General features: G+C 61.1%; 17 protein-coding genes. 8 read left to right on the forward strand and 9 right to left on the reverse strand.

All coding sequences use genetic code 11. The annotated features are described in order from the left end of the window. The first annotated feature begins 139 nt into the window (after nucleotides 1–139). The 4 genes from G5367_RS06850 (at nucleotide 140) to G5367_RS06865 (ending at nucleotide 3,713) form a co-directional block, all read left to right on the forward strand. A complete protein-coding gene (locus G5367_RS06850) occupies nucleotides 140–784 on the forward strand; it encodes a response regulator (protein WP_005347836.1) in 645 nt (214 codons plus the stop codon). 113 nt (nucleotides 785–897) lie between these two features. Further along, a complete protein-coding gene (locus G5367_RS06855; protein WP_421212273.1) occupies nucleotides 898–1,494 on the forward strand; it encodes a TetR/AcrR family transcriptional regulator in 597 nt (198 codons plus the stop codon). Between the two features lie 82 nt (nucleotides 1,495–1,576). Then, nucleotides 1,577–2,455, forward strand: coding sequence for an alpha/beta hydrolase (locus tag G5367_RS06860; RefSeq protein ID WP_421294035.1), 879 nt, complete (start codon nucleotides 1,577–1,579; stop codon nucleotides 2,453–2,455). A 112-nt stretch (nucleotides 2,456–2,567) separates the two neighbouring features. After that, on the forward strand, nucleotides 2,568–3,713 hold the full coding sequence (locus tag G5367_RS06865) for a patatin-like phospholipase family protein (protein ID WP_421294037.1): 1,146 nt from the start codon (nucleotides 2,568–2,570) through the stop codon (nucleotides 3,711–3,713). A gap of 28 nt (nucleotides 3,714–3,741) precedes the next feature. On the opposite strand, the gene G5367_RS06870 is transcribed toward G5367_RS06865, so the two are convergent. Beyond that, nucleotides 3,742–5,694, reverse strand: a complete 1,953-nt coding sequence (locus G5367_RS06870; protein ID WP_162519638.1) for a monovalent cation:proton antiporter family protein — start codon at nucleotides 5,692–5,694, stop codon at nucleotides 3,742–3,744. 118 nt (nucleotides 5,695–5,812) lie between these two features. Here G5367_RS06870 and G5367_RS06875 point away from each other — a divergent pair, with 118 nt between their 5' ends. Next, nucleotides 5,813–6,715 carry a GGDEF domain-containing protein gene (locus G5367_RS06875; protein ID WP_204383868.1) on the forward strand — a complete coding sequence of 301 codons (903 nt, stop codon included), beginning with the start codon at nucleotides 5,813–5,815 and terminating at the stop codon, nucleotides 6,713–6,715. An 83-nt stretch (nucleotides 6,716–6,798) separates the two neighbouring features. Here the strand turns inward: G5367_RS06875 and tilS are convergent, their stop codons facing one another. Beyond that, nucleotides 6,799–8,157 (reverse strand): tRNA lysidine(34) synthetase TilS, encoded by a 1,359-nt coding sequence (tilS, locus tag G5367_RS06880; protein WP_204383870.1) that lies wholly within the window; start codon nucleotides 8,155–8,157, stop codon nucleotides 6,799–6,801. 180 nt (nucleotides 8,158–8,337) lie between these two features. Here tilS and G5367_RS06885 point away from each other — a divergent pair, with 180 nt between their 5' ends. Then, nucleotides 8,338–10,371 carry a M13 family metallopeptidase gene (locus G5367_RS06885; protein WP_338454173.1) on the forward strand — a complete coding sequence of 678 codons (2,034 nt, stop codon included), beginning with the start codon at nucleotides 8,338–8,340 and terminating at the stop codon, nucleotides 10,369–10,371. 120 nt (nucleotides 10,372–10,491) lie between these two features. Continuing rightward, nucleotides 10,492–10,929 carry a PliI family lysozyme inhibitor of I-type lysozyme gene (locus G5367_RS06890; RefSeq protein ID WP_421244221.1) on the forward strand — a complete coding sequence of 146 codons (438 nt, stop codon included), beginning with the start codon at nucleotides 10,492–10,494 and terminating at the stop codon, nucleotides 10,927–10,929. An 81-nt stretch (nucleotides 10,930–11,010) separates the two neighbouring features. Here the strand turns inward: G5367_RS06890 and pdxY are convergent, their stop codons facing one another. The 6 genes from pdxY to G5367_RS06920 form a co-directional block, all read right to left on the reverse strand. Further along, complete coding sequence (pdxY, locus tag G5367_RS06895; RefSeq protein ID WP_421244220.1) at nucleotides 11,011–11,874, reverse strand: pyridoxal kinase PdxY; 864 nt, start codon at nucleotides 11,872–11,874, stop codon at nucleotides 11,011–11,013. Nucleotides 11,875–11,966: 92 nt separating this feature from the next. Next, nucleotides 11,967–14,099 carry a lysine decarboxylase CadA gene (locus G5367_RS06900; protein WP_042055201.1) on the reverse strand — a complete coding sequence of 711 codons (2,133 nt, stop codon included), beginning with the start codon at nucleotides 14,097–14,099 and terminating at the stop codon, nucleotides 11,967–11,969. A gap of 77 nt (nucleotides 14,100–14,176) precedes the next feature. After that, nucleotides 14,177–15,511, reverse strand: coding sequence for a cadaverine/lysine antiporter (gene cadB, locus G5367_RS06905; protein WP_421244219.1), 1,335 nt, complete (start codon nucleotides 15,509–15,511; stop codon nucleotides 14,177–14,179). A 744-nt stretch (nucleotides 15,512–16,255) separates the two neighbouring features. Further along, entirely contained in the window at nucleotides 16,256–17,803 is a 1,548-nt protein-coding gene (gene cadC, locus G5367_RS06910; protein ID WP_421244218.1) for a lysine decarboxylation/transport transcriptional activator CadC, read from the reverse strand. Nucleotides 17,804–18,191: 388 nt separating this feature from the next. Further along, nucleotides 18,192–19,472, reverse strand: a complete 1,281-nt coding sequence (gene yjeH, locus G5367_RS06915; RefSeq protein ID WP_421244217.1) for an L-methionine/branched-chain amino acid transporter — start codon at nucleotides 19,470–19,472, stop codon at nucleotides 18,192–18,194. A 101-nt stretch (nucleotides 19,473–19,573) separates the two neighbouring features. Then, entirely contained in the window at nucleotides 19,574–20,473 is a 900-nt protein-coding gene (locus tag G5367_RS06920; RefSeq protein ID WP_421244216.1) for a LysR family transcriptional regulator, read from the reverse strand. 156 nt (nucleotides 20,474–20,629) lie between these two features. Here G5367_RS06920 and G5367_RS06925 point away from each other — a divergent pair, with 156 nt between their 5' ends. Further along, nucleotides 20,630–21,670, forward strand: coding sequence for an MBL fold metallo-hydrolase (locus G5367_RS06925; protein WP_421222937.1), 1,041 nt, complete (start codon nucleotides 20,630–20,632; stop codon nucleotides 21,668–21,670). Between the two features lie 66 nt (nucleotides 21,671–21,736). Here G5367_RS06925 and G5367_RS06930 read toward each other — a convergent pair whose 3' ends face one another. Then, on the reverse strand, nucleotides 21,737–23,029 hold the full coding sequence (locus G5367_RS06930; RefSeq protein ID WP_421222936.1) for an HAAAP family serine/threonine permease: 1,293 nt from the start codon (nucleotides 23,027–23,029) through the stop codon (nucleotides 21,737–21,739). Between the last annotated feature and the right edge of the window lie 311 nt (nucleotides 23,030–23,340).

Raw genomic sequence — 23,340 nt, forward strand, 5'->3', positions numbered from 1 at the left:
GCCTGTCTGCCCTTGATAGCAAAACATCCGATGGTCGCTTCACATTTGCGCACCGGCGGGTTTGACCCTCTTGGTGAGCGATGCTAGTTTGATTTTTCAAAACAATCAGTTAGCAACAATGTGAGCCATTAACCGAAATATGGACAGCCAATTTACCATCGTCATCGCAGATGACCACCCCCTGTTTCGGGGCGCCCTTTACCAAGCGGTGCACATGGCCATCAACGACGCTCAATTGCTGGAAGCGGACTCCATCGACAGCCTGACCAGCCTGCTCGGCGAGCACCCCGAGGTCGACCTGTTGCTGCTCGATCTCAAGATGCCCGGAGCCAATGGCTTCGAGGGGCTGGCCCACCTGCGCGGCCAGTATCCCGACCTGCCCATCGTGGTGGTCTCCGCCTCGGAAGATGCGGCCATCATCCAACAGGTGTTGCGGCTTGGGGCGCTCGGCTTTATTCCCAAGTCGGTACCGATGAAGGAGCTGGTCAACGCCCTCAATACGGTGATCGGGGGGGATAACTGGGTGCCGGAAGGCATCTCGCTCCATCCCGAATCGGAAGATGGCCCCGATTTCGCCAGCAAGCTGGCCAGCCTCACCCCCCAGCAATACAAGGTGCTGATCATGCTGCGCGATGGCAGCCTCAACAAACAGATCGCCTGGGAGCTCAACGTCTCAGAAGCCACCATCAAGGCCCATATCACCGCCATCTTCAGAAAACTGGGGGTCAAGAACCGCACTCAGGCGGTTATCGCCCTGCAACAGCTCGATATCAAGGAGAACTGACCCCCGCGCGCAGTGACACGCGGGAGACGACATAGCCAGCCATGCTGGCTATTTGTTGCTCGACAATTAGCACGATCGTACTTTATGCTGCCAGCGCCAACGAGGAGAGAGTGATGAGCAAGGGGCGCCTGACCCGGGAAACCATTTTGCAGACTGCCTTCGAGCAGGCGAGCCAGCAAGGGCTGGAGAGCCTGACCATAGGCTCGCTGGCCAGCGCCTGCGAGATGTCGAAAAGCGGCCTGTTTGCCCACTTTCAATCCCGCGACAATCTGCAGATCGCCGTGCTGGAGTACGCCGCCGAGGTGTTCCGGCTGCGGGTGATCCAGCCGGTACGCCAGCAGGAGCACCAGAGCCAGCACGACAAGCTGATCGCCCTGCTGCGTGCCTGGCAGACTTGGAACCACTGCTTAGCCGGACGCTGCATGTTCCTCGACGCCTGGACCTCGGTGCAGGATGGCCATGAGCAAGCGAGCCCTGTACAACAAGCCGCTCGGCAACTGGTGCGCTTCTGGCTCGACTATCTGGCCCGTCAGGTGGTGCAGGGGCAGGCCGCAGGCGAGTGGCGACAGGAGATGGATCCCTGGCGCGCCGTTTATCGCCTCTATGGCCTCTATCTGGCGGATCAGGTGTTCAACGATCTCGAACTGTGTCAGGATCCGGCCCGCCACTTCTGGCCCGAAGTGGACGCTCTGCTGAGCAGCTGGCGCTGATGTTTTGGCATCCGTTCAACACGAATTTTTAAAAACCAACAAAAAAGCACGACCGTTCGCACATAAAAACCACAGGATGACCATGAGCAGCAAGATCTACTTCAACACCCGCCGCTTCAGCCCGAGCAAATGGCTGCTGGGGATAGGCACCCGCTTACACCACAGACTCGCCCCCACCCATGCCAAGCGCACCGCCAGCAAGTTGCTGCTCACCCCCCAGCGCAACCAGCGGGATGACCACGAACCTGCCGGTCTGGTGAAGCAGGCCGTCCATACCAGCGAAGGGGTATTGATGAGCTATCGGCTCGGTCAGGGGCCGCAGTGGCTGCTGATGCACGGCTGGTCCGGCAGCGCCAGCCAGTTCTATCCGCTGATGAGCCATATCGCCGCGCAGGGTTTCACCGCCATTGCCTACGATCATCCGGCCCACGGCCAGAGCGCAGGCAACACTGGCCACCTGCCCCGTTTCGTGCGCGCCTTCGACGAGCTGGCAGCAAAATTGGCCAGCGAAACAGGTCCGCTGCACGGGGTTATCGCCCACAGCATGGGGGGCGCCGTCACACTATCCAGCCGTCAGGCGGGTATCGATACCCTGCCGCTGCTGTTGATTTCGCCGGTGCTCGACTATGTGCCCCAGCTCTACGGCATGGTGGCACGTTCCGGCTACTCCATCCGGCTGTTCGATGCGGTGGTCAAGGAGATTGAGCAAGAGTACCAGCACCCCTTGAGCACGGTCGATCCACTGGGTCGCCTCGCCAGTCGCAGCGGCGCGGCGATAATCGTGCACGACGAGGAGGACAGATTTGCCCCGCACGGCGATTCCTTGCGGGCCAGTCAGGATGGTCATACCCGGCTGGTGAGCACCCGGGGTCTGGGCCATGGTCGCATCCTCGCCAGCGCCCCGGTATTCGCCGCCTTCGATCAGCTGGCTCGACCGGAAAATCCTCACCGCGCCCTTTGACATGGGGCCATGAAAAAAACGGGCCAGCGCCCGTTTTTATATTTGATACAGCGCCTTATAGTTAATTTGTCAGTGGGAACATTCTTGTCAGAACACGATAAGGCGCCAGCATATGGCCAGACCCAATACAGCGTTGTTGCTCACCGGTGGCGGTGCTCGTGCCGCCTATCAGGTCGGTGCGCTCAAGGCGATTGCGGAGCTCTACCCGCGCAATCTCGGCATCCCTTTTCCCATCCTGTGCGGCACCTCGGCGGGGGCCATCAATGTCACTGCACTGGCCTGCTACGCCTCCTGCTTCCATCTGGGGGTTCGCAAGCTGGAGTGGGTCTGGCGCCGTTTCGAGACTCACCACATCTTCGATTTTCACCCCGGGCGACTGCTGTGGCGGTTGTTGTACGAAGGGTCGGCGGGGCTGATCAATCCCCACACCAACCACGCCTTTCACCTGTTTGACAACGCGCCGCTGCACCGCCTGCTGGATCAGCTCATCGACTATCACCGCATCGATGACAACATCCTCTACGGCAGTCTGGAGGCGCTGGCCATCACGGCGTCGGATTACGATGACGGTCTCTCCACCACCTTCTTTCAGGGGCGGGCCGAGCACCATCCGTGGGAGCGGGCGAGACGGCGCGGGGTGCGCACCGTGCTTACATCGGAGCATCTGCTCGCCTCCTCGGCACTGCCCTTCGTTTTTCCGGCCACCCGGATCGGCGAGAAGTTCTACGGCGACGGCTCCATCCACCAGCTAAGCCCACTCAGCCCCGCCATCCATCTGGGGGCGGAGCGGATCCTGCTGATCACGCTCGATCCGCCGGCACACTCAGCACCGACCCATCACCACGGCCACCTCACCAGCTCCAATATCGCCAGCCATCTGCTCGATACCGTCTTTACCGACACCCTCAACTCCGATCTGGAGCGACTGTGGCGCATCAACCAGACACTGGATCTTATCCCGCTACGGGAGCGCAACCGTCTGCAATTGAAACGGGTGGAGACCTGTGTGCTGAAACCGAGTCAGGATCTCGACACCATCGCACTGGCCTACCTGCGCAAACTGCCGCTAAAGTTGCGCCGCCTGTTGCGGGTGCTGGGCGTGAAGGGGGATGAGACCAGCAGTCTGGCCAGCTTTTTGATGTTCTATCCGGGTTATTGCCAGCAGCTGATCAAGCTGGGCTATCAGGACACCCTGAGGGAGCGGGAGCGGGTCGTCGCCTTCCTCGATATCGAAGGGCTACCAAAAGAGCGGGAGTAAAGGACGCGGCCGATGAGTGCGAGGGGGCTCAGCGCCCCTCCAGCAAACGCTGCTCCGCCTGCTCCATCGCCACCACGGTGCCAAACAGGATCAGTCGATCGCCAGCCGCCAGCACCAGCTCGGGTCTGGGTTCCAGACTCTGATCCCCGCGCTGCACCTCCTTGATCCGCACCTCATCGAGCGGCAGCTCGCGCACTTCACGGCCTACCGCCCACGCCTGATCGTGCAGCAACAGCGGATGGAGGCGTTCGAGCAGCTGATCCGCTTCCAGATTGCTGGCGCTTTGATCCCCCCAGTAGAAGCCGTGCAGAAAGCGATATTGACTGCTGCGCTCCAGCTCCATCCGGCGGATCACCCGACCGATGGGGATATCGCAATTGAGCAGCAGGTGGGAGACCAGCATCAGGGCCCCCTCCTGGGATTCGGGGATCACCTCAAACGCCCCCGCCTGCTTGTACTGCTCCAGAAAACTGTCATCCCGGGTACGCACCAGCACCTTGAGATCCCCCGCCAATTCGCGGATCAGTGCCAGCATCGCCTCCACCCGCTTGCGATCATCGAAGGTGATGATCACCAGCCGCGCCCGCAGCAGCCCGGCGGCCAGCAGAATATCGCGGCGGCTGGCATCGCCGAAGGCCACCTGCTCCCCCGCCAGCTTGGCCTCGCTCACCCGCTCCGGGTCAAGATCGAGGGCCAGAAAGGGGATCTCCTCGAGCTTGAGAAAGCGGGCACAGGTCTGCCCCGCCCGGCCAAAGCCGGCGATGATGACGTGCTGGTTTTTGCTCAGGCCCGACTGGGCGACTTCGGAGCGAGTCAGCAGCGCCGGATCGGTGAGGCTGCGAGCCAGCGAATGGGCCTGGGTCACCAGCCAGGGGGTCATGGCGATGGAGATGATGCCGATGCCGATCAGCAGGGAGACCAGTTGCTGATCCAGCAAGCCGTGGTGGAGCGCCAGCGCCAGCAGCACGAAGCCGAACTCCCCCACCTGACTGAGCATGATACCGGCGGCCATGCTGTCGCGCTTGCGCTCCCCCATCAGCCGCCCGGCCAGCAGCACCAGAAGAGATTTGCACAGCACCAGCAACACTACGCAGATCAGTACCTGCCACCATGCCCGCGCCACCAGCTCCCACTCCATGGCCATGCCGATGGTGATAAAAAAGAGCCCCATCAACACGTCGCGAAAGGGCTTGATGTCTACCTCAAGCTGATGACGGTAGTGGGACTCCCCCAGCATCATCCCCGCCAGAAACGCCCCCAGCGCCATCGACAACCCCAGCGAATGGGTCATGTAGGCAGCCAGCAGCGCCACCAGCAGGGCACTCAGCACGAACAACTCGTCGGAGCGGGCTCGCGCCACCTCGTGAAACAGCAGCGGCAGCAACCACTTGCCCACCGCCAGCAGAGTGAAGAGAGCAAACAGCCCCTTGAGGGTAGCCCAGGCGATCTCGGCGGCCAGCGCACTCCCCTGCACTTCCGGCTGGGCGAGGATGGGGATCATCACCAGCAGGGGCACCACCGCCAGATCCTGAAACAGCAGCACGCTCACCCCCAGCTGGGCGCGGCGGGTATGGAGCTGCTTCTGCTCGCCAAGCTGCTTGATCACCACCGCCGTCGAGGAGAGTGCCAACGTTCCCGCCACCACCAGCGACTGGGCCAGACCCAGCCCCCACCACCAGCCGATGGCGAAAAAAAGCAGTGACGTGAGCAGCACCTGCAACATCCCCACCCCCAGCACCAACCGGCGCATCGCCAGTAGTTTCGGCAAGGAGAACTCCAGCCCCAGCGAGAACATCAGAAAGACGATCCCCAGCTCGGCAATGGTCTGCATGATCGACTGGCCGGTGATCACCGCCAGCCCGTGGGGGCCGAGCAAGACGCCGGCAATCAGGTAGGCGAGGATCACCGGCAAGCCGAGGCGCCGGAAAGTTGCCACCAGCAGGACGGCGGCGAACAGCAGGATCAACAGGTCGGTGTACAAATTTTCCTCTCCTTTTATCGACTTAAGCTTAGTCAGCCGATCTGGCGGGCAGGAAAGATATATTGGGCATGCCAATTGCAGGGAGGAGACAGTAGTCAGGTGTTACAGGTGGAAGACCATGGAAAATACGTCGTCACTTAATGGCTTTAGCCATGGCATCGAGCAGTGGGTTCGCCAGATGGAGCGGCTCACGCCGTTGCCCAGCGTTGAACGCAACCAGTTGCTCGAGCAGTTGTTGGGGCAGAGCGATCTCGGCGGTCTGCTGACAACTTTTGCCGATCGTGCGGCAAGAATTGTCAGGATCCACGGTCTCTACCTCGATTGTGGCCAGCCCCATGTGCTGATCCAGCACCCGCCGCTGGCCACCCTCAACCTGCACAACTATCCGTTCGAGCTGCGCGGTCAGCATGGCCAGCTGCTCGGCCAGCTCCACTACGAGCTGGAACATCCGCTGAGCGGCAGCCAGCAACGGGTACTGATGCAATACCATCAGCTGCTCTGCCTGCTGCTGCCCCTCTATCTGCGGCTGGAAAAACTGGATCAGCTGGTCCGGCTCGATCACCTGACCGGCCTTGGCAACCGCTCCTACTTTGACGAGGCTATCGGTCGCGCCATCGAGCAGCACAGCCGCGAGCCCCACGGTCTGGTGCTGGTGCTGCTGGATCTCGATCGCTTCAAGCAGATCAATGACACCTGGGGTCATCCGGTGGGGGATCTGGTGCTGAGCCGCTTCGCCCAGCTGCTCAAGGGGTGCATCCGCAGTACGGATCAAGCCTTCCGGCTCGGGGGAGATGAATTTGCCCTGCTGCTGCAACCGGCCGACCCCGAGGCGTGGCGCCCGGTCTGGCTGCGACTGCAGCATATGTTGATGACCAACAAGGAGCTCAGCACCTTCTCGGTCGGATGCAGCCTTGGCGCCGCCAGCTGGCAATCCGGGGTCGATGTGCCGAGCCTCTACGAGGCGGCCGACAGTCACCTCTACGCCCGCAAGAAAGCAGGCAAGGCCAGCCCTAACGAATAATCCCGAACTCTTCTTTGCTCCGGCACATGCGCACCATGTGACCGGAGCTTCTTTTTTTGGGGTCCCCGCTCACACCGATCACCTCAGGAAAGATCATGCTCGGGCAGGATGGGGGCTGCACCGCTCCCCTGCCAGTGGCACACCAGCCCGGCCCCCTGCGCCATAAAACCTTCGCAGACAAAGAGCCCCACCACCGCCGCCACCTGCTCGCCATAGTAGAGGATGGGAATGCGCCCCCGCTGCCACGAAGGCACGCCATACTCCTGCAGCAGCTTCTTCATCCGCCGACTACCGCTTCGCCCCACCGGTTTGAGGGGGATCCCGGGCACCACCTGAAAACGCACCGAGAGCGGTTCGTCCGCTCGGGGGGCACGCAACAGTCCCTCGCCGTGCTCCGCCATGCGCACCACCAGCTCACCCAAACCGTCCGGCAGGGGCAGCGGCTCACCCACGGTCAGCGGCAATACCTGATGACAGGGTTGCAGGTCAGGGCTCACCAGATAGAGTCGCTCCTGAAAACGGCGGCAGCTCTGGCGCCCCCAGTTGAGCTGGGGATTGGCATCGCCGCGCGCCAGCACTACCTCCTGCCACAGTCGGGCAAGCTGTTCACGGGATGGCATCTCCCCCCCCTGACGGCGGATCCAGTAGCGCAGCAGGTTGTTGCGCCGGGTGGGTGAAAGGGCGTGCAGCGGGCCGATATGGAGCGCCTCCCCCTCGCCCGCCAGCTGCCAGTCGCTCTCGGCAAGCTCATCCAGCAGCGCCTCCTGCTCGGCGCACAGGGCCATGCTGCGCGCAGCGGTCTGGGCCATGGCTGGCCAGCGCGCCTTGAGCTGGGGGATAAGCGTCTGGCGCAAAAAGTTGCGGTCATAACTCACGTCCAGATTGCTCTCATCCTCCACCCAGCCAAAGGGGAGGCTCGCCGCCGCCTCGGTCAGCTCGGCGCGACTCATATCGAGCAGCGGCCGCAGCAGCAGGCCGCCGGCAAAGGGCTGGCTTGGCAGGATCCCCGCCAGCCCGCGCAGACCGGCGCCGCGCTTGAGGGCCAGCAGCAGGGTCTCCAGCTGATCGTCCTGATGGTGGGCTGTGAGCAGCCACTCCCCCTCCCGCATCCGGGCGGTCAGCCGCTGGTAACGGGCGGTACGGGCCTGCGCCTCCAGACTCTCGCCATTGCCACGGGCCAGTGTTACCCGCTCGACCAGCAGCTCCACCGCCAATTGCTGACACACGGCTTCACAATGAGCGACCCACTCATCGGCATGGGGACTGAGGCCGTGGTGCACGTGCAGGGCGCGAAGCGGCAGGCCGTGCTCGCGGGCATAGTGCGCCGCCAGCACCAGCAGCAGGGTGGAGTCGAGGCCGCCACTGAAGGCCACCAGCAGACCGGTGGAACCTTCCGGCGCTGGCATAGTCAGACAAAAGCGAGAATAAAGATGAGAAATCATAGGCTTCCCCAAAACGGACCGGCCGATCTTAGCAGAGTCGGACTTATCAAGCTGCAACCCTGCTGCTAGAGTGAGGCTCGCCCGCCCTCTCCACCAGGCTGGCCGCAAGGCGGTCGCACAACTGATTGGAGCAAGGAAGATGGGCAGGGAAGCAAACAATCGGAATTGGAATCAAACAAGATGAACAATAAGAAAAGCTTACTGGCCGGCCTGATTGGACTGGCACTGCTGGCTGGCTGCAGTCAGGCACCGCAAGACTCCCCCAAACACTCCGGGCTGGCGCTGGCCAATATGGACACCCAGGTCAAACCCGGCGATGACTTCTTCCGCTACGTCAATGGCAAGTGGCTCGCCACCGCCAAGATCCCTGACGATCGCCCCGCCGATGGCGCCTTCTACATGCTGCGGGACAAATCCCTCGCCGATGTGCGGGTGCTGGTCGAGGGGCTGGCCAAGCAGGAGGCCGCCACCGGCACGCCGACCCAGCAGATCCGCGATCTCTACGCCAGCTATCTGGATCAGGCAGGCCGTGACGCCAGGGGGCTCACCCCGCTGGCACCGGCGCTGGCCGATATCGATCGGATCGGTGATCAGGCCGCACTGGCCCGCGCCTTTGCCCAAAGTGGCCGCATGGGCGGCGGCGCGCCGTTCGGCATCTGGATCGACGCCGATGCCAAGTCCCCCGACCGCTATGCGGTTTACCTCTATCAAGGTGGACTGGGGCTGCCGGATCGGGACTACTACCTCAAGCAGGATCCCGAGAGTCAGGCCCTGCGCCAGAAGTACCAGCAGCATATCGCCGCCATGCTGAGCCGCCTCGGGGAATCTGACCCGAGCGGCAAGGCCAAACGGATTCTGGCCCTCGAAACCCGGCTCGCCACCATCCAGTGGGACAACGTCGCCCTGCGGGATCGGGAGAAGAACTACAACAAGCGCCCCGCCAGCGAACTGGCACGGCTCGCCCCCCACCTCGACTGGCAGGCCTATCTGAACGCCGCGGGCATTGCTGGTCAGCCGGATCTCATCATCGGCCAACCGACCTATCTGAGCGCGCTGGATCAGGTGATCGCCCAGACTCCCATCGCCGACTGGCAGGCCTACCTCAAGTGGCAACTGCTGACCGACTACGCCCCCTATCTCGACAGCGAGACCGACCGCGCCAACTTCGCCTTCTACGGCACCACATTGAGCGGCACGCCCAAGCAGCGCGCCAGCTGGGAGCGGGCGCTCGGGGTTCTGAACGATCATCTGGGTGAAGCGGTCGGCCAGCTCTATGTAGCCCGCTACTTCCCGCCTGCGGCCAAGGAGCGGATGGAGCAGCTGGTGGAGAACCTGCGCACCGCCTACGGCCAGAGCATCAAAGAGCTCGACTGGATGTCGCCCGAGACCAAGGCGCAGGCCCTCGAGAAGCTGGCCAAGTTCCGCCCCAAGATCGGCTACCCCGACAAGTGGAAGGATTACAGCGCCATCACCATCAAACCGGATGATCTGGTGGGCAACCTGCAACGCTCGCAAGCCTTTGAATACGCAGACAGTCTGGCGCGCCTCGGCAAGCCGGTCGACCGGGACGAGTGGCACATGTCGCCGCAAACGGTGAACGCCTACTACAACCCGAGCAACAACGAGATCGTCTTCCCGGCGGCCATTTTGCAGCCCCCCTTCTTCGACATGACGGCGGATGATGCGGTCAACTACGGCGCCATCGGCGGGGTCATTGGTCACGAGATGGGCCACGGTTTTGATGATCAGGGGGCCAAATCCGATGGTGACGGCATGATGCGCGACTGGTGGACACCGCAGGATCTCAAGGAGTTTCGCTTTCGCACCAGCCGGCTGGTGGCCCAGTACAACCGCTTCGAGCCCATCAACGGTCAGTTCGTCAACGGCCAGTTCACCCTGGGGGAGAACATCGGCGATCTGGGCGGCCTCACCATAGCCCACAAGGCCTACGAGCTGTCGCTGGATGGCAAGGAGGCGCCAGTGCTGGATGGCTTTACCGGCGAGCAGCGCTTCTTCCTCGGCTGGGCGCAGGTGTGGAAAGGGATGTATCGTCCCGAGCTGATGCAGATGCTGCTGCGCTCCGACCCCCACTCGCCGCCCGAGTACCGGGTCAACGGCGTGGTGCCGAACATTCCCGCCTTCTACGAGGCATTCAACATCCAGCCGGGGGACAAGCTCTATCTGCCACCCCAAAAACGGGTGAAGATCTGGTAATGCACGCCTCTTGTGAGGCATAACAGAGGGGCAGATGCCATGTGTCGGCACCGCCCCATCTCCATACGTTGACGTCAGTGAACGGCCATGCCGCTCACCGCAGTAACAAGAGTAACGCCTATGAAAACCTTGCTGATGACACTCGGTCTGCTCACTCTGCCCTTGACCGGCCAGGCAGCGGAGAGCTTCTTCAAACAGCTGACACTCCCCTCCGGTCAGGTGATCACGGTGGCCGAAGGACGCGGTGAACCCGCCTCCATCGGCAGCTACGATGTGCGCCTCTACTCCGGCGCCAATCCCCAGTTCCCGCTGGATCAGTTCATCGACGGCAAGGTGCTGCCGCGCGATGGCTCCATCAAGGAGCTGAAATTGCTGGATCTCAACGGTGACAAGCAGCCCGAGCTGGTGGTCATCATGGAGAGCGCCGGCAGCGGCAGCTACCTGAGCGCCGACGCTTTTACCATCAGTGCGCAGGAGGGACTCGACACCTTCAACCATGTCGAGGGACTCGGGCCCAAGGAGGATGTGATCGGGGCGCTCAAGGATCCCAAGGATTAAGGCGCAACTGCCCCACATCCTTCAGAAATAGAAAAAGCCCTGACCTGCAGGGCTTTTTTGTATCCAGAATCGGCGACGCCTCTACTCAAGGCGAGTGGCCTTTGTGCGCACCAGCGGCAGCGCCATCTCGTGCTGGGCCGCCACCAGTTGCAGCTCGTAGGCCCCCGCCAGCCAGGTCCGAGCCAATACCGCATCGACGCTGGCATTGGTGCGCTCGAACGCCGCCTCCGGGGTACAACCGGCCAGCAGATGGGCCAGCATGGTGGCGCTCAGCAGATCCCCCACCCCGATGGGGTGGCGGGCAAACGGGTAGAGCGGGCGGGAGAGGTGAAAGGTCCCCTCCTCACACACCAGCAGCATTTCGAAGCGGTCCATGGCAAAGCCGGCCTTGCCCAGATGCTTGACCATCACCAGCTTGACCCCTTGCGCGCGCAGCTGCTGGCACGCCTCGATGGCCTCCGGCACATTGCGGATATCGCGGCCGGTGAGCTGTTCCAGCTCCAGCAGATTGGGGGCCAGCATATCGGCGCAGGCCAGTGCCCGGTGTTTCAGAAAATCGGCGACGCCGGGTGCCACTATGCACCCCTTGTCGGGGTGACCCATCACGGGATCACAAAAGTAGAGGGCGGCCGGATTGAGCGCCTTGAGCCGGGCCACCGCCGCCAGGATCTCCTCCCCCTGTTCGGCCGAGCCGAGGTAGCCGCTCAAGATCGCATCGCACTCGGCCAGCACACCGATCTCCGCCAGGCCGTTTACCAGCTGACGGATATGACCGCCGGGCATCACCATCCCCTGCCACCCCTCACTGTACTGGGTGTGGTTGGAGAACTGCACCGTATTCATCGGCCACACCTCGATGCCGAGGCGACGCATGGGAAAGACGGCGGCACTGTTGCCGGCACAGCCAAAGACCACATGGGATTGAATGGAGAGCACTCGCTTCATGGTTGGCGACTCACGCAAGAAAAGAGAAATTCCGGAGGGAAAAACGGGCCTTGCGGCCCGTTGTTGTCACTTTCGACGGTTGTCACTGTCGATTAACGCAGCACCTTGACGGTGTAGCTGCCATCGGCCTGACGATAGAGGCCGTGGATGTCGGTCTCGAAGCCCGGGTAGTGGGCCCCGATCTCGCACAGCATCTCGAGGAACTCGAGCACCGGCAGAGAATCCTGGGTCACCATCTCGCCCGGCAGAACCAGCGGTACTCCCGGCGGGTACGGCAGGATCATGTTGGCACTGATGCGGTCAACCATGTCACGCAGCGGCACTTCCACCACGTTGCCGGCCAGCTCTTGCTGCCACGCGGCGTGCGGAGTCATCTTCATCTCCGGCAGTACGTCGAACGCCTTGAACATCAGCTCCGGCAGACGGTACTTGCTGGTCAGCTCGTGAATACGCTGCGCCAGCTCCTGAATGCGCATCCCTTCGTAGAAGCTCGGATCTTCACGATAGAGGCTCGGCAGTATGTTCTTGATGGTCAGGTTCAGGTCATAACCACGTTTGAACTCGGTCAGGGCGCGCAACAGCTGCATCGCCTTGGACTGATCGATACCGATGGAGAAGAGGAACAGCATGTTGTAAGGGCCGGTCTTCTCGACCACGATGCCGCGCTCGTCCAGGAACTTGGAGACCAGAGAGGCAGGGATGCCCTTCTCCAGCAGCTGGCCGTCACGACCCATACCCGGAGTCAGCAGAGTGACCTTGATCGGATCCAGGTACATGTGGTTGTCATCGATGTCCTTGAAGCCGTGCCAGTCATCTTTCGGATCCAGCTTCCAGCACTCGACGGTGTCGATGTTGTCCGGCTGCCATACGTCGAAGAACCAGCCTTCGCTCTGATCACGCAGACGCTTGATCTCTTTGCGGAAGGAGATGGCGCGATCGATGGAGTCCTTGATCAGACGCTTGCCGGTGTTGCCACGCATCATGGCAGCAGAGATCTCGGTAGAGGCCACGATGCCGTACTGCGGCGAGGTGGAGGTGTGCATCATGAAGGCTTCGTTGAAGGTCTCTTCCTCCACGTCACCCTTGATGTGGATCATCGAGGCCTGGGAGAAGGCCGCCAGCAGCTTGTGGGTGGACTGGGTTTCATAGAACACCTTGCCCGGCATCGCTTCGCCGCTCATGCCGCACTTGCCTTCATAGATCGGGCTGAAGTTGGTGTAAGGCACCCAGGCACTGTCGAAATGGATGTACGGAGTATCCAGCGCTTCCTTGATGAAGCCGGTGTTGTAGAGCAGGCCATCATAGGTGGAGTTGGTGACGACGGCGTAACGGGGAGCCTGGGCACCCGGTGTCGCGGCAACCTTGGCAGCGATGGTGTCGCGGCTGAATTCGCTCTGCGGGATACCGCCCAGAATGCCGTAGGCGTTGCGGGTCGGGCGGAAGTAGATCGGCGTCACGTCGTTCATCATCATCAGGTGAGTGAGCGACTTGTGGCAGTTGCGGTCAACCAGCACTGTGCTGCCGGCCGGCGCGGAGTACATGCCGACGATCTTGTTGGCAGTGGAGGTGCCGTTGGTAACGATATAGGAGCGATCGGCGTTGAAGGTACGGGCGATGTACTCTTCGGCTTCCTTGTGCGGACCTGAGTGATCCAGCAGGGAGCCCAGCTCCGGCATGGAGATGGAGACGTCAGCCTTGAACGCGTTCGGGCCGTAGAAGTCATAGAAGATGCTGCCGGCCGGGCTCATCTGGAAGGCGGTACCGCCCATGTGACCCGGAGTACAGAAGGTGTATTTACCCTCTTCCACGTACTTGAACAGTGCCTTGGTGAACGGCGGCAGGATGGCGTCCTGATACTCCTGAGTGGCCTGACCCATCTTGAGGGCGATGTCGTCAGCCATGCCGAGACGGTACTCGAAGAAGTGCACGTTCAGACGCAGGTCGGTCAGGTGAATGTCCAGAGTGGACTGGTCGTTGGCAAAGGCGAAGATCGGCAGCTTCTCGTTGCGATCGTGGATCTCCTTGCACAGACCCAGGGAGTATTTGTCCCAGTCGAAGATGGCGCCGCAAACGCGGGGGTTCTTCTCAATCAGTTTCAGCAGGTCAGCGACGTCGACCGGATAAACAACCTCGAAACCCTTGCGCTCGAGGGAGGCTTGCAGCTGGCGAATGGGTTCTTCTTTAAAGAAAACGCCGAGGTGGTTGAGGATGGCAATGATATTCATCGTAATGCTCCACACGTAAAGGGGCGCTCTCCATCAGGGATGGTGAGTGAAGAGCGCTCGGAAGATAAAAGGGGAAATCAGTTGCTGGGTTGTTCGTTCAGCAGGGCGTCGTGCTGACGCAGACCCTGTTTTTTGGCGTAGAACATCAGGATGATGAGCGACACCACGAAGGTAGCGGTAAGGTTGGAACCCTTGGCACCCATCAGGGCCACCAGACAGAAGACACAGGCCACACCGGAGAAGATCATGGCGCCGATGCTGCGGGAGGTCATGCCCTCGAATCGGATCAGGTTAATGCTGGAGTAGAAGTAGGGCAGCATGGTCAGCAGCACCGCATCTGTGGTCAGCACGTTGAAGAGATCGGCAGCGTGAGCGGACTGGGAAGTGAAGGCGGTCAGGCCAACCATCAGGGCAGTCATCTTGAGGGAGCCCAGGATCAGACCCTTCTTGGCTACGCCGTTCTTGTCCACTTCGCCGTAGATTTTCGGGAAGTTGCCGTCGTTGGCGGCACGCTTGCCCGCCTCGCCCACCAGCATCATCCAGGAGCCCAGCGAGGTGAAGCAGGCCAGGGCGGTGAAGGCAGAGACGAACGGCGCAGACCAGCTACCGAAGATGGCGGAAGAGGCCATGGCAAACGGGGCGCCGGAGGCAGCCACTTCACCGGCCGGGAACATGCCGCTGATCACCTGGGTAGAGAGGATGTAGATAACACCCGCGATACCGGTACCCAGCATGGTGGCGAGCGGTACGGTACGCTTGGGATTCTTCACCATGCCGGAAGAGACGGCGGCAGATTCAACACCGACGAAGGACCAGAGGCAGATCAGCACGGCGCTGATGACCGCATGCAGGTCGCTGCCGCTGGTGGTGTTCCAGTTCTGGCTGTAGACGGTGGCATCAAAATGACCCCAGCCCATCATCGCAGTACCGACAACCGGCAGCAGGATCAGCACCAGACCCAGGGTACAGAGTCGGCTCACCCAGCTACCGCCAAGCAGGTTGACGAAGGTGAAGATCCAGACGGCGGCGATGGTGGCTGCGGCGGCCGGAATTGGGCTGTTGAGAATGGGGAAGAAGACCGAGAGGTAGGAGACGCCGGTAATGGCGATGGCCAGGTTACCGATCCAGTTGGCGTGGTAATAAAGCACACCGGTCTGGAAACCGAACACCGGAGAGATCTCGCCAGCGTAAGCAATGGGGCCACCCTCTTGCGGGTTCTTGGTAGCAAGGCGGGCGAAGACAAAGGCGAGGCCCATGGCGCCTACCAGGCAGATTGCCCAGCTAAAGACAGAGATGGAGCCGATGGTGGCCAGTGCCGAAGGCAGCAGCGCGATGCCACTTCCCATCATGTTGCCGGCCACCACACCTGTACAGGCGATAAGGCCAATCTTCTTGCTCGTATCTAGGGACATAAGATCTCCGGTTCTATAAAAGGTCGGGTCGTCACATACACATTTGGCGGAACGCCCCGCCAAAGAATGGGCACAGACTAGGCCTCTCATCCCCGGAAAACATAAAGACCTGCTAACGGATAAAAATATGAGGCAACTTTTTTCGCCGCCTCATCGTTTTTGATAAAAACCATTTAAAAACAGCGAATTGGCATCAAGTCATACAGCTATCTTGATAAAACCTTGATATCCAGACATCCCATTTTGCCCCTTGATAACCCCCTTATCTCGCCGCCTTGATATTTTTTGCCAGATAAACACGGGATAAAGCAGCTCCCATTGCGCCCCCCTGCCCTTGCGGCCATTTGGAAGCCCTGCGGATCATCACCCTGAGTGGCCGCTCACCTCCTGTTCAGCCCTCCGCTCGGCTCATCACAATCCAGGTTCAGAGGTAAAGCGCAACGGCGATAACCGGTAAACAATGAAAAATGAGTAGTGACGGGCAGCTTATCCCGCCACCAACAATGAGCAGATGTCACAAGCTGCGCGCGGCGCAAAGCCGGGCAAACCCGAGTGCAGCGAATGCCGCGTGCAAGTCAAAAGCAAGTGGGGAGCTTCGGGGGATAAATCATGATTCACCAGAGCGACTATCCCCAATAGCAGGCAGCAGGATTGCAACAAGCAGAAACCGCACAGGCCGCCCGAAGGCAGCCTGTGGATAGGGTCGGCAACCGCGCCGGCCGAAGGAAAACCCAAACTGCGGTGTTAGAAGAGCTTCACCTTGCTCTGACCCAGCGCCTTGAACAGAGCCGGGGTGAGGCTCTCCATATTGCTGTAGAAACCGAGCTGCTGGCAGAGCAGATAGGTCTGCTCGGTCGCCTCCATCAGGAAGGCCTGACTGTAGGCATCCCCCGCCGCCTCGGGGCGACCGTCCAGCTCCGCCAGCTTGCCCAGCAGTATGTAATAGAGCACGGAGCGGCCGCGACTCGCCGCCTTCTCCAGCAGATAGTTGGCCTGCTGTTGCTGGCCGTTGAGGATCGCCTGCAGGGTCAACGCCTCCCACACCCGGGCTGGCAGGGCGCCGCTGTTTTGCACCACGCTGGCGAGATGGGTGCCAATCCCCTGCAGCCGTTCACTCTCGGATTTGCCCGCCAGGGTGGCCAGCGCCTCGCCAGCCAGATAGCGCTCCGCCAGCAGCAGCGGCTGATCCGGATGGGCAATCAGCGCCTGCTCCAGCAGATCGATACCCCGCTTGAGGGCGACCGGATCCCGGCTGTTGATGTAGTACTGCGCCTCCATCATCGCCATCAGGGAGGCATCATCGGTGGGCCAGCCCATTCCCGGCTCGGCATCGGGTTGGTCGAGGGCACGTAGCAGATCCTGGCTGCTGGCCTGCAACACGCCGTGCACACTGTGGCGACTGAGCTGGTACTGATGGCTGAACAGCACCCGGTTGGTGTTGATATTGCGATACTCCAGATCGAGATAGGTGCCACGGGGCTGGCGGGTGACCCGCACACTCAGCTCCTTGCCGGGCATGATGCCTCCCATCAGAGTGGTGGCGCCGTACTGCACCCGCAGCGGCGTAGCCACGGCCACTTCCCCCATCAGGGCGCGGGTAATGCCATCGGCGAGGCGCACGTTCTCGTTGTTGTCATCCATGCCGGAGTGAAAGCGGAACACCAGCAGGTTGGGATCCAGCATGGCGTGTACCTGGGGGCTGGTGTGCTGGTAGCTGAGCATGCTGACAATGGCGATCAGCACGATGGCAACGAAGATATCGAAACTCACCATCTTCCAGCGGCTGCGGGCATCCTTGGCATGGGTGGAGATGGCGCGGGTCAGGGGCCCGGCGGGAAAAGGGGCGACATTGGGCTGTTCATCATCATCCTGCTCAGCCGCAGGCGGGCTCAGATCGGATAAAGTCGGGTTGTCGGAGAGAGCGGTATTGACCGCGGGCTGCTCGTCCGCCATCACCACGGAAACCACCTGCAGCGGCCGCACCGGTGCCACCAGCTTGTAGCCGCGCTTGGGTACGGTGACGATATAGTCGGTCGCATCGGTGCGACCATCTTTGAGGATCTTGCGTAGTTCGAAGATGGACTGGGTCACCACCTGATCGGTCACCTCGGCGCCATCCCACACCTCATTGATCAGGGCATCGCGGCCAAACACGGTGCCGGCATTGTGGGCCAGAAACCGCAACAGATTGACCAGTCTGGGTTCGAGGTAGACCTCGCGGTCGGGGCGACACAACATGTTGTCGTCAACGCTCAGGGTCCAGTCGTGGATCTCAAAAACCGATTCGCTCATGATTCACTCGCTGCAGATGGAGACAATGCACGATGAGAGAGACGCAAAACCCGGACTGACTGAACGGAACAGGATGCTGTCACGAGGTGACAGATGAAAGAGAACCGAAGCAATAAAATCTCTGTGAGCCAGTCTGGCCAGGCCATCCTGCTAGCGTCTGAAGGGCATCCTTGCGGGCATTCCGACTAACGGGATCGGAAAAAGCACTTTAAGCAAAACGGGAGCTGGATCCCACTTTTTTTGGCTATAAATCGCCGTTGAGTTGATCCGACCCCGCATTTTTCAGCAAATAGCGTGCCAATTGGTGCTCATATGAACACCGCATATATCTGAATCAAAAAAGCCCTGAACATCAGGGCTTTCTCATTTTCCGGCTATCGGGGAGACCTCATTTCGCCACCGGGATCGCATCCTGCTGACGGCTACGGCGCAGATGACGCCGCCACAACGAGAAACAGCCGTAGCCAAGACTCAGTACCACCGCATAGAGCACCTGAGAGGCGAGCGCCACCAGCACCAGAGCGCAGAGCAGCACGCTCACTCCCGCCAGCCCCTTGCCCACCCCGCCAAGCAGGCGCCAGCCCGCCGCCATGCAGAGCAGGTAGACCAGCACAAAGTTGCCGTTGGCGTAGCGGATCAGCTCATCGAGGGGCAGTCGCAGCCAGATGATCAGGGTGATGCAGACCAGACAGATGGCGAGCACCAGAGTGAGCGCCCGCAGCGGCGCGCCGCGGGCGGTGAGGCGGGCCAGCGAGACCGGCAGCTTGCCTTCCCGCGCCATGCTCCAGATAAGCCTCGCAAACCCCTGCAGGTAGATATTGATGCTGGCAAAGCAGGAGAGGTAGCCGAGCACCGCCACCAACCACTTGGCAGTGGGGCCGAACAGCAGCGCCAGCAGAGAGGGGATGGCGGTGGCATTTTTCGCCTCATCACCGTAGAGGCCGTACTTGAGCACCACCAGCGAGTGTACCCAGTAGATAAGCCCCGCCAGCAGCACACCGCCGAGCAGGGCGATGGGGTAGTCCCGCTCCGGCCGCTTGAACTCCTCCCCCATATGGGCGAAGGCTTCCAGCCCGACGAAACACCAGAACATCACCGCCAGCGCGGTGGCCATGGCGGGCCACTCGTCCGCGCTCGGCAAGGGCCGCGCTGCATCGCGCCAGCTCACCTCCCCCTTGAACCAGATAAGCAGGGTGAGCCCCAAAATGGCGAGCGCAATCAGCAACTGCAGATTGCCGGAGGATCGCGCCCCGCGCAGCCCCAGCAGAAAGACCCCGAGCAGGGTCAGCAGCTGGATGGCCCAGAGGGTCCACTCCCCCATCTCGAACAGGGCGTGCCAGAAACCGGCGGCAATCATCAGAGCGGCGGGCAGGCCCACGGGTAACACAGCCAGAAAGAGGAAGGCAGAGAAGCGCTCGGCGCCGTTGCCAAAGGCGAGGCCAATCAGGTGCGGCGCACCGCCCGCATGGGGATAGCGACGGCCGAGGCGAGCGAAGGTAAAGGCGATGGGCAGCACCAGCGCAATCAGCAGCAACCAGGCCCAGAGCGAGGCCCCACCCGCCAGCGAGGCAGCGGTCGCCGGTACCACGAAGATCCCGGTGCCGAGCAGCGAGGTAGCGAGCAACCCCATCCCCTGCCAGAGCCCGAGATCCTTTTTCAACCCAGACATATCCTTTTGTCCTGACTAAAAAAACATCCCGCCATGTTAGGCCTGCCCCGCCCTTTTGTTAAGTACGATGGTTAAGCACTGTGGCGAGAATATGCAGCCTTTTATTCAGGCTCGCTCTCAGCTTGCAGGGATTCGGCCAGAAAATCCCCCAGCAGGGTGATCTTGAGCACCTGCCGCCGCGCTGCCGGATAGATGAAGTAGAGGGTCTTGGCCGGGCTCTGATAGTGGCCAAGCAGCGGCAGCAGACGCCCCGCAGCGATATGGTTACGCACCTGTTCGGCTGGTTGCAAGGTGATGCCGGCCCCCGCCAGTGCCGCCGTCAGTAGCGCTGGCCAGTGGTTGATGCGCAGGCGCGAGGCGACCCGCACCTCCTCACTCTGGCCATCCTCGCTAACAAATTGCCAGCGCTCGTGCTCCCCCCAGTTGCCGTGCAGGCACTGGTGGTGGGCGAGATCGGCCGGATGACGGGGCACACCGTGACGATTGAGGTAGTCGGGGGCCGCGCAGAGGCGGTAGTGCTGGGTCAGCAGCGGACGGGCGATCAGCGCCTCATCCTGCGGGCGCAGGGTGCGGATGGCGGCGTCGAACCCCTCCTCCACCAGATCGACCCAGCGGGGGGTAAGCTGCAGATCCACCTCCAGCTTGGGGTAGCGGTCGAGAAAAGCCGGCAGCAGCGGCACCAGTCGGTGGTGGCCAAAACTTAAGGGGGCGGCGATACGCAGCCGCCCGGCCGGCTCGGCCAGCAGGTTCTGGGTGAGCGACTCGGTCAGTGCCAGCTCCTCCAGCACCCGCTGACAACGGGCCAGAAAGAGCTGGCCCAGCTCGGTCAGGGTCTGCTGGCGAGTGGTCTTGTGAAACAGCTTGCCCCCCAGCCACTGCTCCAGCCCCAGCACATGCTTGCCCACCATCTGGGCGCTGATCCCCTCTTCGCTCGCCACCGCGCTGTAGGAGCCGAGATCCACTACCCGGGTGAAGATACGCATGCTGGTCAATCGGTCCACAACCCCTCCTTTTTGCCCGTTTCAAGGCCGTTTTGCCCACCACAAGGGCCCAGATTCACAACCAAGAGTTTAGTAATAAATTATTTTTAGCCAATTTATCGCACTTTTGGTTACCAATATAGTGGCCAGCAACGTCATCAAACAGGACATATCCCCATGAAAAGCACCTATCTGGCCGCCCTGCTGGTCGGTCTGCTGGCCACCGGCGTCAGCCAGGCTGCCGAGAGCAGCTTTATCAACACCCAGCAGAATGCCCCCGTCACCGCAACCCAGACCGCGACTCAAGCCCGGCCCGATATCTTTCGGGTCAGCCTGCTCGGCACCGGCACTCCGGTGCCCCAGATCAGCCGGGGCGGCTACAGCACCCTGGTCGAAGCGGGCAACCAGAAGCTGGTGTTCGATTTTGGCCGCAACTCCGCCACTCGCCTGTGGCAGTTGCATATCCCCATCGGCCGGGTCAACGCCTTCTTCCTCACCCACTTTCACTCAGACCACACCAACGGGCTGGCGGATCTCTGGCTGACCGGCTGGCTGCAACCGGCCTATGGCCAGCGCCACGCGCCGATGGAACTCTACGGCCCCAAAGGCACCACAGCTCTCGCCCGTGGCTTGCAGCAGGCCTACGCCACCGACATCGCCACCCGGGTCAAGGATGAGGGAACGCCGCTGGACGGGGTGGAGATCAACAGCCACGAGGTCACCGCCGGGGTGGTCTACAGCCATGACGGGGTCAAGGTGACTGCCTTTGACAACGACCACGGGGTCAACATCAAGCCGTCATTCGGCTATCGCATCGACTACCACGGCCACAGCGTGGTGCTCTCCGGCGATACCCGCTACAGCACGCAGGTGGTGAAAGAGGCCAAAGGGGCGGATCTGCTGGTGCACTGCGTCTCCATGACCTCGGCCGAGCAGATGAAGGCCAACCCGGGCTACAAGGCGATCGCCGGTCACCTCGCCTCCCCCGAGCAGGCCGCCCGCGTTCTCAACGAAGCCAGACCTGCCCTGACCGTGTTCAGCCACATCGGGCTCAACGGCAAGATCACGGTGAAAGATCTGGCGCAGGATCTGCGTGCCCGTTACACAGGCCCCTTCGTCATCGGCAATGACCTGATGCAGATTGACCTGCCCACCAAACCGTCCGGCAAGGGCTACGCCCTCTGGCAGGCGGAGAATATCGACAATGCCCAATCCTGAATCCCGGCCATAAAAAAGCCGCCTCTTGCGAGGCGGCTTCTTCATTCAACTTGGTAACCGGCGTTATCAGGCAATCAGCTTGTAGATGATACCGGACATGGCGATCAGGCCGATGATGGTCACGAAGCCGTTGCTGATGTTGCCAGCGTATTTGCGCATGGCCGGAACCTTGGTGATGGCGTACATCGGCATCAGGAACAGCAGCATTGCGATGATCGGGCCGCCCAGGTCTTCAATCATGCCGAGAATGCTCGGGTTGATGGTAGCGATGGCCCAGGTGGTCAGGATCATGAACACGGCAGTGACTTTGTTCAGTTGCTTGGTGTCAACGTTCTTGCCCTTCTCGCGCAGCGCCTTGGCCATCAGACCGTTCATGCCCTCTTGCGCACCCAGGTAGTGACCCAGGAAGGATTTGCTGATGGCAACCATGGCGATCAGCGGAGCCACAGTACCGATAACCGGGTTATCGAAGTGGTTGGCCAGGTAGGACAGGATGGAGATGTTCTGTTCTTTGGCTGCAGCCAGGTCAGCTGGGGAGAGGCTCAGTACGCAGCTGAATACGAAGAACATAACGGTCATCACCATCATGACGTGGGCGCCCAGCAGGATGTTGCTGCACTTCTTCTCGGCACCTTCACCGTAACGACCTTTGTTGTCCACCGCGAAGGAGGAGATGATCGGGGAGTGGTTGAAGGAGAACACCATTACCGGGATAGCCAGCCACAGGGTCTTGATGAAGTCACCGTTGAAGGCGTCGGACAGGGCCGGAGCTTCAGTGATGATGGCACCGTTCCAGTGCGGGATCAGGTAGAACGCCAGACCCATCAGGGTAAGCACGAACGGGAATACCAGCACGCTCATCGCTTTGACGATAACCTGGCCGCCCAGACGAACAACCGCCATCAGACCGAGGATCAGAGCCAGTGACAGAACGGCACGGGGAGGTGCAGACATGCCCAGCTGGTGAACAATCACGCTCTCGACGGTGTTGGTGATGGCGACTGAATACATCAGTACGATCGGGTAGATGGCAAAGAAGTAGAGCAGGGTGATGAATTTGCCTGCGGTCTTGCCGAAGTGCTCTTCTACTACTTCAGTGATGTCGCCATCACGGGTAGAGCCGGACAGCACGAAGCGGGTCAGACCACGGTGAGCAAAGAAAGTCAGCGGCAGCGCCAGGATCAACATGGCAACCAGCGGCCACAGGCCACCTACACCGGCGTTGATTGGCAGGAAGAGCACACCGGCACCGATCGCGGTACCGTACAGACCCAGCATCCAGACCACATCGGCTTTGTTGATGCCGCGGGAAGAGTTGCTGGCTAAACGACCATCAGCTGCAATATTCATGTCAGACATACGTTGTTCCTGTCATCAAGGAAAAATGGGATTCTTGTTCATTCGGGCCTTGGCCCGGTTCCATCTCCCTGGAACGCCTGCTGTCCGTCCTTGATATTAACCTCTCGCCCTCCGGCAACCAGGCCATCACTCCTTGTGACAACAAGATTGCAACAAACAACAGTGCGAGATTTTGACCCTGAGGGTCGGCGCCCGTCTCACTTAACAACCGATTAACGTGCACCACTTTTGATGGGCTGACTTTAATTAAATACCCCTATTAATCACAGCGTTTTTTTGAATTAATCAACCAAAGTTTGATTCCAGTCGCC

The sequence above is a fragment of the Aeromonas sp. 604282 genome, from assembly GCF_049170575.1.
Classification (GTDB): Bacteria; Pseudomonadota; Gammaproteobacteria; order Enterobacterales; family Aeromonadaceae; genus Aeromonas; species Aeromonas veronii_A.